The 13,739-nt window shown below is 43.1% G+C and carries 13 protein-coding genes and 2 pseudogenes; 11 read left to right on the top strand and 4 right to left on the bottom strand.

Translation table 11 applies throughout. The annotated features are described in order from the left end of the window. Positions 1 to 36: 36 nt before the first annotated feature. The 5 genes from PWYN_RS18280 to PWYN_RS18300 all read left to right on the top strand — a co-directional run bounded on the left by PWYN_RS18280 (position 37) and on the right by PWYN_RS18300 (position 6,559). A complete protein-coding gene (locus PWYN_RS18280; RefSeq protein WP_036654979.1) occupies positions 37 to 489 on the top strand; it encodes a MarR family winged helix-turn-helix transcriptional regulator in 453 nt (150 codons plus the stop codon). Then, positions 486 to 3,644 (top strand): MMPL family transporter, encoded by a 3,159-nt coding sequence (locus PWYN_RS18285; RefSeq protein ID WP_036654982.1) that lies wholly within the window; start codon positions 486 to 488, stop codon positions 3,642 to 3,644. The genes PWYN_RS18280 and PWYN_RS18285 overlap by 4 nt, the downstream gene beginning before the upstream one ends. Before the next feature lie 416 nt (positions 3,645 to 4,060). After that, a complete protein-coding gene (locus tag PWYN_RS18290) occupies positions 4,061 to 4,807 on the top strand; it encodes a metal ABC transporter ATP-binding protein (protein WP_036654984.1) in 747 nt (248 codons plus the stop codon). Beyond that, positions 4,803 to 5,636, top strand: coding sequence for an iron chelate uptake ABC transporter family permease subunit (locus tag PWYN_RS18295; RefSeq protein ID WP_420805817.1), 834 nt, complete (start codon positions 4,803 to 4,805; stop codon positions 5,634 to 5,636). Before PWYN_RS18290 ends, PWYN_RS18295 begins: the two co-directional genes overlap by 5 nt. Positions 5,637 to 5,638: 2 nt before the next feature. After that, the gene (locus tag PWYN_RS18300; RefSeq protein WP_036654989.1) at positions 5,639 to 6,559 is read left to right on the top strand and encodes a metal ABC transporter substrate-binding protein; all 921 of its coding nucleotides are present in this window, start codon (positions 5,639 to 5,641) and stop codon (positions 6,557 to 6,559) included. A gap of 271 nt (positions 6,560 to 6,830) precedes the next feature. Here the strand turns inward: PWYN_RS18300 and PWYN_RS18305 are convergent. Then, positions 6,831 to 7,082, bottom strand: a pseudogene (locus tag PWYN_RS18305) (transposase); the annotation flags it as partial. A 408-nt stretch (positions 7,083 to 7,490) separates the two neighbouring features. On the opposite strand from PWYN_RS18305, the gene PWYN_RS29320 reads away from it, so the two are divergent. After that, positions 7,491 to 7,640 carry a hypothetical protein gene (locus PWYN_RS29320; protein ID WP_157261217.1) on the top strand — a complete coding sequence of 50 codons (150 nt, stop codon included), beginning with the start codon at positions 7,491 to 7,493 and terminating at the stop codon, positions 7,638 to 7,640. A gap of 186 nt (positions 7,641 to 7,826) precedes the next feature. On the opposite strand, the gene PWYN_RS18310 is transcribed toward PWYN_RS29320, so the two are convergent. Then, the gene (locus tag PWYN_RS18310; RefSeq protein ID WP_036654992.1) at positions 7,827 to 8,501 is read right to left on the bottom strand and encodes a tetratricopeptide repeat protein; all 675 of its coding nucleotides are present in this window, start codon (positions 8,499 to 8,501) and stop codon (positions 7,827 to 7,829) included. Positions 8,502 to 8,880: 379 nt separating this feature from the next. Between PWYN_RS18310 and PWYN_RS18315 the strand changes: the two genes are divergently transcribed. From PWYN_RS18315 to PWYN_RS29645, 3 genes and pseudogenes are all read left to right on the top strand, one after another. Further along, a complete protein-coding gene (locus PWYN_RS18315) occupies positions 8,881 to 9,882 on the top strand; it encodes an aldo/keto reductase (RefSeq protein WP_036654994.1) in 1,002 nt (333 codons plus the stop codon). 297 nt (positions 9,883 to 10,179) lie between these two features. After that, a pseudogene (locus tag PWYN_RS30070) lies at positions 10,180 to 10,374 on the top strand (transposase); the annotation flags it as partial. Between the two features lie 184 nt (positions 10,375 to 10,558). Next, positions 10,559 to 10,717 carry a hypothetical protein gene (locus PWYN_RS29645; RefSeq protein WP_169744130.1) on the top strand — a complete coding sequence of 53 codons (159 nt, stop codon included), beginning with the start codon at positions 10,559 to 10,561 and terminating at the stop codon, positions 10,715 to 10,717. A 90-nt stretch (positions 10,718 to 10,807) separates the two neighbouring features. Here the strand turns inward: PWYN_RS29645 and PWYN_RS18320 are convergent, their stop codons facing one another. Together PWYN_RS18320 and PWYN_RS18325 are read right to left on the bottom strand one after the other, a co-directional pair. After that, complete coding sequence (locus PWYN_RS18320; RefSeq protein ID WP_052088106.1) at positions 10,808 to 11,218, bottom strand: VOC family protein; 411 nt, start codon at positions 11,216 to 11,218, stop codon at positions 10,808 to 10,810. Positions 11,219 to 11,242: 24 nt separating this feature from the next. Beyond that, the gene (locus PWYN_RS18325) at positions 11,243 to 11,455 is read right to left on the bottom strand and encodes a hypothetical protein (protein WP_036654996.1); all 213 of its coding nucleotides are present in this window, start codon (positions 11,453 to 11,455) and stop codon (positions 11,243 to 11,245) included. 171 nt (positions 11,456 to 11,626) lie between these two features. Between PWYN_RS18325 and psiE the strand changes: the two genes are divergently transcribed. Together psiE and PWYN_RS18335 are read left to right on the top strand one after the other, a co-directional pair. After that, positions 11,627 to 12,034, top strand: coding sequence for a phosphate-starvation-inducible protein PsiE (gene psiE, locus PWYN_RS18330; protein WP_052088108.1), 408 nt, complete (start codon positions 11,627 to 11,629; stop codon positions 12,032 to 12,034). A 291-nt stretch (positions 12,035 to 12,325) separates the two neighbouring features. After that, positions 12,326 to 13,690: an ABC transporter substrate-binding protein gene (locus PWYN_RS18335; protein WP_036654998.1), complete on the top strand. Its 1,365-nt coding sequence runs from the start codon at positions 12,326 to 12,328 to the stop codon at positions 13,688 to 13,690. The last annotated feature ends 49 nt before the right edge of the window (positions 13,691 to 13,739 follow it).

Raw genomic sequence — 13,739 nt, forward strand, 5'->3', positions numbered from 1 at the left:
TATTTCATAGTTGAACTATTAGCGGAGGTCGAACCATTGAATAAAGAAGCTCAACATTGGATCAATCGCTACATGGATGCCTACCTCGTCGTGACAAGGCGGATTAATGCCCAGATCAGAGACAGCATTTCGGAAGAACTGACCAGCGACCAGTATCTCATTTTAAGGCTGATCCAAGGTCAGGAACTGTGTACCTCAACTCATTTAGCAGAAGCTTTTGCCGTGGGTAAAAGTTCGATCACAGCGATGACCAATCGGTTAGTGGAAGCAGGTATGATTGAACGCACCCGGGATGAGAATGACCGCCGCCAGGTATACCTGTCGATGACGGAGGATGGAAAAAGCATATTTGATGCTGCGGAGAAGCAGGTTCAAGAAATCGTTTCTCCGTACTTGTTCCATTTTGAGGAAAGTGATATTGAGATGTTCATAAAGATGTTTGAGAAGTTGGGAAGTCTAATGCAGGAATCAGGAGGGAAAAACAATTGAAGACCATTTTAAAAGCAAGATGGGCCGTTATTCTGATTTGGCTCGCAGCAGCAGTAGTTTTATTTATGACGGCCCCGGCGATATCGGATCTCGTTCGTGAGAAGGGACAAATCTCGGTTCCGGCCGGATACACCTCATCGAGGGCTGCTGAGATTATGAAGGAAGTATCAGAAGCCAAAGGCGGGGAAACGCTGCATCAGGTGGCGTTGGTATTCAATAATCCTAAGGGCATTGGTGCTGAAGAAACAGAGACCGTTAAGCAGGGTGTTGAGAAGCTGCTCGCGAACAAAGAAGCCCTGCAGCTTAATTCCATTGTTGACCCGTTCACGCAACCGGAGCTGAAAGAAACTTTAGTTGCCAAAGACGGCAAGACCCTTATGGTGGCGTTGTCCGTTATGGGTGGTGAGGAGGCAGTTAAAGAGCTTCCTGCTAAAGTAGATGCCTTACTGTCAGATGTTGATGCTGATCATTACCTGACCAGTGAAGGGCTAATTACCGAGGATACGATTGCCAGCTCGGAAGCGGGTTTGAAGAAATCCGAATACATTACAGTTGTATTTATTCTACTTATCCTGTTTGTAGTGTTCCGTTCGTTTGTGGCACCGTTTGTGCCGCTGCTGACCGTTGGGCTTAGCTACATTGTAGCTCAATCGATTGTGGCCTTTTTGGTTGATTTGTACTCTTTTCCTTTATCGACCTTTACGCAAATCTTTATGGTGGCAGTTATGTTTGGGATCGGGACCGATTATTGTATTCTCTTGATCAGCCGATTTAAAGAAGAGCTTGCCAGCTCTGAAGATACCAAGAGTGCCATTATCGCAACCTACCGTAAGGCAGGGGGAACGGTCTTTTATTCAGGGCTGGCCGTATTCGTCGGTTTCGTGGCCATTGGAATGTCTAAATTCGTTCTTTATCGTTCAGCGGTGGCAGTTGCAGTAGGGATAGCTGTGATGCTGTTGGCTTTAGTTACCGTTGTGCCTTTCTTCATGGCTGTATTGGGCAAAACAATGTTCTGGCCGTCACGCGGCAAGCTTGAGCATAGTGAGAGTCGGATATGGGGCACAGCAGGTTCTTTTTCCTTAAAAAGACCTTGGGCAGCCATGCTGATTGTTGCGGCGGTTGTTATTCCCTTTCTGGCTACGTATGACGGAAAGCTTTCCTTCAACAGCATGGATGAGATTGGTTCAGACTATGCTTCGGTTAAAGGCTTTAACATCATCTCCGAGAGCTTCGGACCGGGTGAATCCATGCCGGGCAAGATTGTAATCAAAAATGATGATCGAATGGATACCTCAGAATATATGGGCTTGGCTGAGAAAATCAGCCGTGAGCTGGAAAAGGTAGAGGGAGTTAAATCCGTACGTAGTATGTCACGCCCAGCTGGAGAGCAAATTAATGATTTTCTAATTCCGACGCAGGTGGGAACTCTATCGGATGGACTGGTTCAAACCAATGAGGGATTGACTCAGATTCAGACGGGCTTGTCATTGGCGAGCAAGCAGCTTAGTGATAATGCGCCGAAGCTTAATGAGGCGGTTGCCGGCAGCGCTAAGCTCACAAAAGGCACATCAGATCTCAAAGACGGCATAGTTGCTTTGGGTGATGGACTATCCCGTATTGAGAGCGGCATAAAGAGCGGCTCCACCGGGGCAGGAGAGATCAAAGCTGGACTGCAGCAGGCAGCAGCAAGTGCTCAGAAGTTAGCAGATGCCAATGAGGCACTTCTGGCAGGCTACACAAAAATTGGCGGTGGATTGACTGCATTAAATGGAGGGCTAGGTCAGCTTAAGGATCAGCTTCAAGGTGTAGCGACGGCGCTTACCGGATTAGGTACGTCCTTTACCGGACTGGAAACCAGCTATCCTGATCTTCTGCAGGATGTTAACTACCAGACGATAAAAGGGACTGTGACCGAGAGCGGTACAGGAGCCTCCAAGCTTGCGGCAGGCCTGGATCAAGTATCAGGTCAATTAAAAGGCGCAGCTTCAGGTTTGAATGAGGCTAATACAGGTTATGCGAAAGCTGCAGCTGGTCAAACCGCTCTGGCTCAAGGCTTGGAGAAGCTGGTTGCAGGAATAGGTCAGCTGCAATCAGGTCTTAATCAGGCAGCAGCCGGCCAAGGACAAATTGTTGATCAAATTCCTACCCTTTCTGGAGGGTTGGATCAACTTCAAGGTGGACAACAGCAGCTTGTAGACGGTTTTGGCCAACTGACAGGGCAAATCGGAGAGCTGACCGCAGGACTAAGCGACAGTGCAGATGGTTTGAAGCAAATTACAGGCGGTCTGGATTCCGCACAAGACTACCTAAGCCAGATTCAGGCTGCTAAGAATGATGAGTTGAGCGGATTCTTTGTACCTGCCGAGGCACTTAAGACGGGAGGGATTCAGACGGTTTTTGACAACTATTTGTCTGGTGACCGCAAGGTTATGACTATGGATGTAGTGTTCTCACAAAACCCATACAGTTCAGAAGCGATCGATAGCGTTGGAGATATTCAGGCAGCAGTGGACCGTGCGGTTATCGGGACCAAGCTGGAAAATGCTGAAACAGCCATTAGCGGGGTTACAAGTACTTACAGCGATCTTCAAAAAATATCCAATGAAGATTACACACGTACCGTTATATTGATGTTAGGCGGGATCTTTATTATCTTGGTTCTGCTACTCCGTTCCATAGTTATGCCTATTTACCTTATTGTTTCACTGGTGATCACCTATTTTACAGCTTTGGGAGTAACAGAGGCTATATTTGTTAATCTGCTGGGCTATTCAGGGATTACATGGACTACGCCATTCTTCAGTTTTGTAATGTTAGTAGCGCTTGGAGTAGACTACAGTATCTTCCTCATGGCACGCTTTAACGAGAACAAAACTTGGGATGTGCGCGAAGCTATACTTCATGCGATGCGGAATATGGGTACAGTGATACTGTCAGCTGTAGTTATTCTCGGTGGCACGTTCGCTTCCATGTATCCTTCAGGAGTATTGTCGATGATGCAGATTGCAACTGTGGTACTCGTAGGATTGGCCTTGTATGCTTTGATCTTCCTACCATTCTTTGTACCGGTTATGGTACGGATCTTTGGACGGGGGAATTGGTGGCCTTTCAGAGTTAAACCAACCGAGCCTTCTTCAAATGAATTGAATATGTAATAAAAGTGCATTAATAAAAAGCAGGCAGCCTCCTATAAACCGGAGGCTGCCTGCTTTTTTAACTTTTAATGTGTACAAGGTTTTCACTTAAGTATGTAGTGGCCAATTATCTCATTTTAGCGAAAAAGCTGCGAAGTGCCCAACGGCGTTCCTGCCGTTTCTTATATTTGGAGAGTGAGCGATAAATGCCTGTGGATTCTACGAAAGACCGTTTTGCATCAACTTCTCTGCCTAAAAATCAAAAAAATTAAATTATTATTGACACTTTGCCTAAATTTAAATATATTGATTCTAAGAATAAATGTTTCCCTTAGGAAACATTTATGTATGATTACATCATTGTTTCTTGGGGTAAACAAAAGGAGTCGATGAAAGTAAAGCTATATAAGAACTCATAGGAGATAAGGAGTTTTGTTATGATCGAGATTAAAGACTTAAATGTTGATTATTTCGGTAATTCTGCACTGGAAGATGTAAGTATAGAAATACCCTTTGGACATATCGTTGGTATTATTGGGCCGAACGGTGCTGGTAAATCTACTCTCATTAAGGCGTTGTTAGAAGTCATAAAAAAAAGAACCGGAACGATTATGGTCGAGGGAAGAAGTATTTCTGAGTTTAAACGGAAGATTGCATATGTACCTCAAAAAAATGATATTGACCTTTCTTTTCCAATAACAGTGAAAGATACAGTGCTGACTGGAACGTACCCAAACTTGAGACTTTTCCAGCGTCCCGGAAAAAAAGAGCGGGAAAGGGTCGAGCATTGTATGGCAATGGTGGATATAAGTGACCTTGCCAATAAACAAATCAGTAATTTATCCGGGGGACAGCTTCAAAGGGTCTTCATTGCCAGGGCACTAGCACAACAAGCCCATGTATTTTTCTTGGATGAACCTTTTGTCGGCATTGATCTGGTCAGTGAGAAAATTATAGTAGATCTGCTGAAGCAACTTCGCGAAGAAGGGAAAACGATACTAGTCGTTCATCATGATTTGCATGAGGTCGAGGAATATTTTGACAAAATAATTATCCTCAATAAAAAAATGATTGCTTTTGGTGATGTTAAAGACACTTTTACAACTGAGAATATTCGCCGTGCCTATGGGTCCTCCTTAGGAAATGTGATTATCAAAGGGATGGGAGGGGGGGATAATGATTGATTTTTTATCTGCCTTGCTGAACATTCCAGTCTATGCGCTAAATGCCGGAATATCTGCCATCATTCTTGGCATCGTTTCAGGAGCGTTAGGAAGTTTTATTGTACTAAGAAAGATGTCGTTGATGGGAGATGCCTTATCTCACGCTGTACTGCCTGGTGTGGCGTTATCTTATATCTTAGGGATTAATATCCTTCTGGGAGCCTCACTGTTTGGTCTTTTAGCCGCAATTCTCATTCAATTTATAACAAGCCGCAGCAATATTAAAAGCGATACCTCCATCGGAATTATTCTCAGCTCATTTTTTGCACTTGGCATTGTCCTGATCACCTATGCCAAAAGCGGACTTGATCTAACACATATTTTGTTTGGTAACATTCTAGCCATCCCACAGTCTGAGTTAACGAGATCGTTTATGATTATGATTGTTGTTATCGTGATAATTATATTGTTATACAAGGAACTATTAATCAGTTCGTTTGATCCGATTGTCTCAAAGGCATATGGTTTAAGAACGGGTTTCTATCATTATCTATTGATGATGCTTCTATCTGTGGTCACCGTATCTTCATTGTCTCAGGTAGGGATTGTACTTGTGATCGCAATGCTGGTTATTCCGGCAGCCACATCCTATTTGTGGACGAATAAATTATCCCACATGATTTATTTAGCCTCGGCGGTTGGTGCTCTTTCAGGAATAGTAGGGGTGTTTGTGAGCTTTAGGTTTAATTTGCCGACAAGTGCTACGATCGTCTTGGTAGGAGTAAGCATGTTTAGTATCTCATTTATACTCTCACCTAAAAATAATTTTCTAAGGAAAGGGCTGAAATAGTGATGAAGAAAATAAAAATATTATCTTTGACAATGTTTATGTTGCTACTAGCCGCGTGTTCAAATGTTGGTGAAAAGGAAGCCGATAATGATAAGTTGAAAATTGTTGCAACGTACTCCATTATCGCTGATATGACAGAAAATATTGTAGGGGATAAAGCTGAAGTATACAGTATGGTGCCCATCGGAACGGACCCTCATATGTATGATCCGTTACCCTCGGATACAAAAAAAGTATCAGGCGCAGATTTAGTTTTCTATAACGGATTGAACCTTGAAACGGGTAAGGGATGGTTTCAGGACCTTCTCGAAGTGACCAATAAAAAAGATGTTGCATTTGCTGTTTCAGAAGAAGTAACACCCATCTATTTAAGCGATAAAGGGAAAGAAACTCAGGAAGATCCCCATGCTTGGCTGGATATTCAGAATTCAATTAAATATGTAGATATTATCACACAGCGTGTAATTGAAAAAGATCCGGACAACAGAGAGTTTTATCTAAAAAATCAAACTCAATATGTTAAACAGCTTGAGGAAATGGATCAATATGCAAAAAAAGCTGTAGAAGAAATCCCACAAGAGAAACGTATTCTTGTTACAAGCGAGGGGGCTTTCAAATATTTTTCAAACGCCTATGGATTTAAATCAGCTTTTATCTGGGAGATCAATACAGATAGCCAAGGAACGCCGGAACAAATGAAAAAAATTATTAAAATCATTAATGATAATCATGTACCTGCTTTATTCTTAGAAACAAGCGTTAATCCGAAAACAATGGATACCATCTCAAATGAAACAGGGGTACCGATTTATTCAAAAATATTTACCGATTCTTTAGCTAAAAAAGGTGAAGAAGGGGACACTTACCTTAAGATGATTAAATGGAATATTGATAAAGTCATAGAAGGATTATCCCAGAAATAAATGAGTGAACTTAATTCTTATGGTTTATGAAGTCGGGGCTGTCCCAAAAGAAGATATTTTTCACGTATGAGAGAGCCTTTTACACTTCAAATCTGTAAAAGCTAAAAAACTTTCTTTGCTTCCATACCCTGCATCGGCGATGACCGTTCCAGGTAGTCTTCCCAGTGTCCGTTTCGCCTTCTCAAAATGAGGTTCCAGACACCGTGTATCTGTAGGTCTTTGATGAACACTGTAGGCTAAAATAAACTGATTTTCCGTCCCGATCTGTACAAATATTCTCCCGTACCGCTTTGGCAATTTGGCGAGACGAATAAATTCGCTGGGTGTAAGCGTAGATAATGACTTTGGTGAGCATTTTAGGGTGGTAGCTGTCACGACCGCCGCCGGGATAGGCAGCGTCAAAGATGGTGTCGTCCAACCGATTGACGGCTGAGCTAACGACACGAACGAGGTGGTTTTCCGGGCAGTCTTCTTCCAGATCCATTGGCAAGCAAAGTTTGTCCATGGTATATTGAATGTACAAAGAAATCGCTCCTTTTGAATGGTTGGGTGGTACCTCCATTTTGCCAAAAGGGCGATTTCTTTTTGCGATTTTTAAGAGAATTGTAGAAACTTTTTCTGCTCAAAGCAGCGGAGAGAACGGACTGATTGTGGAAAAGCGGCAGCGTTCGCCTTTGTGTCCGGATTTTCACCACTAAGCAGAATAAATAAAGTCTGGACACAACAGCGATTGGAACAACAGTCCGTTCGCGGAGCGTCCTCACCCCAATTAACGTTGATCTTACTCCAAAATAACAAGCGGTGTCCCAGCAGCCATTTGTATGGCTTTTGGTACAGCCCCATTTTTTTCTAGGTCTGCCCGTTTGACTAACGTTTGTAAAAATATTCTCCTAAGGGGTAGTAAAGGGTAAGGAAGGAGGAGGCGGTATTCATGCCTTCAACTAAAAACCGGATTACCGAAGGTTCAGCGACAGGTTTCTCGCTGCACAAAACTTGCAAGGATATTGTCAAGCCTGTCATGGATCTGGACCGCAAGCTAAAGAGGGAATCAAGAAAAATTTGCGAGGCATTCGCTCGTTAGGGAAGAAGATCCAGTCCGATGATTCCTAAGAGGCCGCCATTGCCAAAGACTACCTGGCTGCGGTGCACGCCGTTTTACTCGAAGATGGGAATACCGACTTCTCGAAGGCACCAAACGCCTCCGCCGAGATCCTAACCGTTATTTACAGCGTCTCGAAAGCCGTGTTTGTTTGTTAATTGGGCAGACTTATCTCATCTTAGCGAAAAAGCTGCGCAGCGCCCAGCGTCGTTCTTGCCGCTTCTTATATTTAGGAAGGGAGCGATAAATGGATGTGGATTCCGCGAAGGCCCGTTTGGCGTCTTCTTCTCGGCCTAAGGCTCTGTACATGGATCCGGCTAAATAATAGGCCTCACTAGATGAGGTATGGATCTCCTGAAATTGACTTACATAATATAGAGCTTTGTCGCGGTCTGTATTACGGTAAGCTTCGGCCAGCCGGAGATAAGGTTGCCCGTATTGGGCTTTACGGTTAATCTCTAACCCTTGAAGCATCAGGGTTTCTCCTTCTTCCATATGCCTGAGCTTCAGATTCACAAGTCCTAATTCTACCCAAAATTCTGCAGATTGCTCAAAGCGGGCTTGAATTTGCAGGAATAAATCTTTGGCTTCTGAATAACGCTTTCGGTCTGACAAATGCCGGGCAAGCTCATACTTGGAAGATACATCATTGGGATTCAATGAGATTGTCGTCCGCAGCTTGGAGATTTGACGCGCTCTGCGGAAAGGCTTCGTAACGTTGGGGAAGATCCCGACATACCTGCGATCCAGAAGATATACAATAACCAGAAGGATCAGTATAGCGAGAAAGGGATTCCCGACTAATCTGCTTAACAAGATATAACCTATAAATAATTTAAACATGATTTCCCTCCATTGTATTGATGTACCCGTGATTTTAGTTAGCAAAATCGCCGCTGTAACAGGGTAATTATACCATATAAGCTAACCAACTGGATCGTGGATTTCTTCCAAAAATTATACATACAAAGGGATGTGGTGAATGCTATAATTAGCCGATTTCAATAAAATATGTTGTTCTTATAAGGAGAAGACTTATGAAAAAGTTGATTTCTGCATGTGTCCTCAGCTTGGTCTTACTCGTACAACCGGGTGTCCAGTCACATCATCTTCTACGGAGATCATGAGACAGGTAATATTATTCATATGAGCAAGTTGGAAGACGGCTCTTGGAAAAATATAATTTACAGACAAGTGATTCCAATGAAAGAAGGATGAGTTAATGGAGCCAAATACAACAGAAATTAGTATGCGTCCCTTGGGACAATCATCGCTGTCCGTCTCACCGCTTGGGTTGGGCTGCTGGCAATTCAGCAGAGGAAGCGGTCTGATTGGAAAGTACTGGAGCAATCTAAATGAAGGAGAAATTCTGGATATTGTAAGAGTTAGCTTAGAAGGAGGGATGAACTGGGTCGATACGGCAGAGATCTACGGGGGCGGCAAATCGGAACAGGCACTTGCCCAAGTACTGGATCAATTGCAAGCAGAGGGCAGTAACGGCAGCTTTACGCCATTGATTGCAACCAAATGGTGGCCTCTATTCCGTACAGCTCAATCTATATCTTCCACTATAGAAGATCGTATCCGGTGTTTAGGGGGGCGAAGTATTGATCTGTATCAGATCCATCAGCCCTTTTCGTTATCCTCGATCGCAAATGAAATGAAAGCTATGGCGGGATTAGTGAAAGCAGGGAAAATTCGATATGTGGGAGTTAGTAATTATTCCGCTAAGCAAATGGTACAGGCACATCAGATGTTACAACAATATGGTCTAACCCTGATTTCAAATCAAGTGAAGTACAATCTTCTGCATCGTAATATTGATCAGAACGGGATTATAGCTGCTGCTAAAGAACTGGGGATTTCCATCATTGCGTATTCTCCGCTGCAACAGGGAGTTCTTACAGGAAGATTCCATAACAACCCTGAGCAGATTCAGTCGCTTTCTCGTATTCGTCGAATGCAAAATGGAATGGACCCTAAGGGCATGGAAAGAACCAGACCCTTAATTGAAGCATTAACGACACTTGGAGAAAAGTATGATGTAACAGCAGGTCAGATTGCACTGAATTGGCTTATTCATTATCACGGTAACACTGTAGTGGCCATACCGGGAGCATCCAAGGTTCGTCATGCCAGAGAAAATATCGGGGCGATGACTTTCCAGCTTACCAGGGATGAACTGGATCATTTGAGTGATGTTTCGTGGGCAGCTTTAAAATAAACAATGTTATTAATGAAGGAGCTGTCCCATAAGCCATGAAATGGCTGCTTGGGACACCCCTTGTTTTTGGAGTCGGATAAACGGTTGTGCTTGTGAGGACCCTCCGCGAACGGACTGTTGCTCCAATCGCTGTTGTGTCCAGATTATTTTAATCCCCCTTAGCGGTGAAAATCCGGACACAAAGGCGACCGCTACCGCTTTTCCGCAATCATTCCGTTCTCTCCGCTGGTTTCAGCGGAAAAATCATACTCAAAATCTTCATTGAAATCACAAAAAGAAATCGCCCTTTGGTAAAATGGCCAACTGAAGAACAACCGGGGATTCCGGCGTTTCCTGCTTCGAGGGTTGTCAAAAGTGACGCTCGAAGTCGGGTGGCTTTCGCTTGCCCATAACCTGCTAAAGCAGCCACTACGGATCAAAAACGAAAACGAGCTAGTCTCCAATAACCCGGAGACTGGCTCGTTTTTTTACTATTACAGCTTCGATGTGTAAAAGGCTGTTTCATACGTAAAAATTATCTTCTTTTGGGACAGCCCTTAATTGTTATTCTAAATTTTTATCTAAAGCCAATTGAGAATAACTGTTTAGGATTGGAATGACCGGGGTAATTAAGAAATAAGAAATTTCGGCATCTGCGTAAATTTACTGGAAAGATTACGGGAGGAGGTTGAAGTAAATGAGTATGACAGTACATAATCTTATGGCTTTCAATCATCAGTTTTTTAGACCTCAGCCCGTGGTCAATCTAAAGCTAGAGAAATCCGATAAGACCACCCTAAGCTTTCAGGAAGTTCTGAATGAAAAAATGAGATCAAACCGTGCACCAAGTAAATAGTAAGAACTTTCTAATAGGCTGACATGTGAAAAGCTGAATGCAAAGACCTTGGTTAGGGTCGATGCATTCGGCTTTTTGTCATTTTAGAACTTAGGAATGAACAATATTAGTAGCGCCGAAGGAATTACCACTTGAATCGCTAAACCCGAAGCCCCCTAGACCTTTCGTATCGGGAAATAGATGTAGTGGGCTCACTTGGACTCCATTTTCGGCTAGGAAAGCATGAAAAGACTCTAGGTCAGGAACATAGAAATCAATAACACTATGGGTAATGCCAGTATGACTGCTTCTAAATGATAGACGCTCATTGTCACTGGTTTCTACCAGATAAAGAGTGGGATTACCCGGGGAATTCGTGGTTGAACAAGTAAGCATGGCTGTATGGTTTGTTTTTGTGAGGATAGTTGTGCCAAGATACTTTGAATACCAAGAAATAGACTCGTCCAAATCTGTAACGGGAATTTCAACGGTTGCCACACGAAGAATGTGTTTGTTGGTCAAAAGTCCATCACTCCTGTTCTTGAATTAAGCTCTAACCTCATAGAATTCGCAGGTTCGGCGGGAATAATAGGCGAGATCGCTTACTCTGGACTGCATCACTACATCCGCATCAGTAAAACGTACGACAGTAGCATTGGAAACCACCATGTGATCATCCTGAAAGACTCGAACATGCAGTTTGCGATCCATCGCCTCCTGTAACTCGGTATCTGTAATTATAGGGCGGTTAATAGGCATAGGTTAGAAATCTCCTCTGATTAAGTTGTACAAATTTATAAATAGAAGTAACAATAGTATACCTTTGGAGAAAAAGAAAACCAACCGTTAACCAAAAATCTATGGCGTACTTGCTGTGAAAACGGAATCACTTCTATACTGAAATTACTTTTAGTGGAGGAGGTGATCGAGTTGAACATAAAAAATAAGTTTGAGTACATTCCGAGAGTCCTACAGTGGGTTTTGAACATCGCTCTAATTGTGTTGGCGATCATTCTCGTTACATTTCTAGGTAAGGAGACGTTGTATATCTTTGGCTTCATTAATGACGAGGGAGATTTAAGTAAGTTGGATTTACTGGAGGGTATACTAATTTATTTTTTGTATTTCGAGTTCATTGCCTTAATCATCAAATATTTCGAGGCAAGACATCATTTCCCACTCCGTTATTTTATCTATATTGGAATAACGGCGATTATTCGACTGATCATTATTGATCACGAGAATCCATTCGACACACTGATTTACGCAGTAGCGATTCTAGTACTGGTTGTTACATTGTATCTTGCCAATTCACGACAGCTTAAACGGGATGATTAACAAGCTTTTATCGTCAAAATAGAGTTGTTCCAACAGCTATTTATGGGCTGTTGGGGCAACTCTTTTTAAAAATATAAGAAAGTACGAGAAACGGATACCTGAAAGCGAAACGGAGTATCGCTGCTTCGGAAGCATAGGCTCCCGTTGAGGACGGCAAAGCCGTTTCTTCTTGTGCTCAAACCAAACCGTAAGTATTTCCACCTTAAATCGGAAGTTTGCCTCCTCAAAATATTAGATGGCCTAATGTACACTTGGAAATGTAAGAGAAATAGTCGAAAGGGGTACAGATGAATGAAAAGAGTAAAACATTTGGCACTGATGTTAGTTGCTATCATGCTTGTAGCTTCACTTGCAGCATGCGGAGGCAACAACAATGCCAAGAACAGCACTAATAATTCCAAGAACACTTCAGGTAACACTGCGGCAACAAACGATGCTACAAAAACTGAAGAGACTGCTGAGCCCGCAGAAAAGGTTGAGCTTTCCGTCTGGACACTCGGTATTGTTGACTATGAAGATTTGGCTAAAGAGTATACGAAACAGCATCCAAACGTAACCTTCAAGTTCCAAAATACAGGCGATCAAACCGCTCATCACAACAACCTGACCACAGCATTGTCGGCAGGATCGGGCGCTCCTGATATTTTCCAACTTGAGATCGGTTTCATGGAACGTTTCATCAGCGCTCAGGATAAATTCTATAACTTGAATGATTTAGGTGCGAAAGACATTCAAGCGAACTATCTCGACTGGAAATGGAAACAAGGTTCCTCCGTGGACGGCAGCTTCCAACTCGGTCTTCCAACGGATATCGGTCCAACGGTTGTGTATTACCGTTCAGATCTGATGAAGGAAGCCGGCCTGCCAGTAGATCCAGCAGGATTAGGAGCAGCACTTAATACTTGGGATAAGTTTGCAACCGTTGCCAAACAGTACAAGGAAAAAACCGGTAAACCTTTTGCAGACGTAACAGATTTGGTGTTCAATGCACTTCGTGACCAATCCCAAGATGAAATCTATTTCAGCAAAGCAGATGGAAAATTCATTGGTGACACCAATCCACAAGTGAAAAAAGCGTATGACTTCACAGTAAAAGGCATTCAAGAAGGCTGGATCAGCAATGCAATGCTGTGGTCGCCTGAATGGGGTCAAGGCATGACAGACGGCGGATTTGCAGTCGTTCTTGGACCTGCTTGGATGGCTGGAAATATTAAGACCAATGCTCCGGATTCAACTGGAAAATGGTCCATTACACAACTTCCAGAAGGTGCTGGTAACTGGGGCGGTTCATTCCTGACACTGCCTAAAGAAGGGAAGCATTCTAAAGAAGCTTACGATTTCATTCAATTTGCACTTAACAAAGAGAACCAACTTGGATCATTTAAATCTGTAGGCCTTATGCCTTCGATTCCAGCATTGTTCGAAGATCCTGCTTTCACAGAAGGTAAAGATGCATTCTTCGGGGATCAAGTAACTGCAGTTGAGTATGGTAAAGCAGCACAACGTGTAAAACCGGTATTCTACGGTCCTCTACATGACCAAACCGATACTTTCTTCAAGAATGCCCTGAAAAACGTATTGGAGAAAAAGGCTGACCCGGCCAAAGAGTGGGATGAAGCGGTAAAACAAGCTAAGAAGCTTGCTGAACGCAGCTAAATTTGTACTAAGTTGTATTAAATGTCCGGGTTTAACGGGGAGCTGAACT

It is taken from the genome of Paenibacillus wynnii (assembly GCF_000757885.1).
Taxonomy (GTDB): Bacteria; Bacillota; Bacilli; order Paenibacillales; family Paenibacillaceae; genus Paenibacillus_AQ; species Paenibacillus_AQ wynnii.

Coding starts and splice junctions, on each gene's coding strand:
- PWYN_RS18315 (WP_036654994.1), top strand. CDS start 8,881: ATGGAGCCAAATACAACAGAAATTAGTATGCGTCCCTTGGGACAATCA.
- PWYN_RS29645 (WP_169744130.1), top strand. CDS start 10,559: ATGAGTATGACAGTACATAATCTTATGGCTTTCAATCATCAGTTTTTT.
- PWYN_RS18290 (WP_036654984.1), top strand. CDS start 4,061: ATGATCGAGATTAAAGACTTAAATGTTGATTATTTCGGTAATTCTGCA.
- PWYN_RS29320 (WP_157261217.1), top strand. CDS start 7,491: ATGCCTTCAACTAAAAACCGGATTACCGAAGGTTCAGCGACAGGTTTC.
- PWYN_RS18335 (WP_036654998.1), top strand. CDS start 12,326: ATGAAAAGAGTAAAACATTTGGCACTGATGTTAGTTGCTATCATGCTT.
- PWYN_RS18300 (WP_036654989.1), top strand. CDS start 5,639: ATGAAGAAAATAAAAATATTATCTTTGACAATGTTTATGTTGCTACTA.
- PWYN_RS18325 (WP_036654996.1), bottom strand. CDS start 11,455: ATGCCTATTAACCGCCCTATAATTACAGATACCGAGTTACAGGAGGCG.
- PWYN_RS18310 (WP_036654992.1), bottom strand. CDS start 8,501: ATGTTTAAATTATTTATAGGTTATATCTTGTTAAGCAGATTAGTCGGG.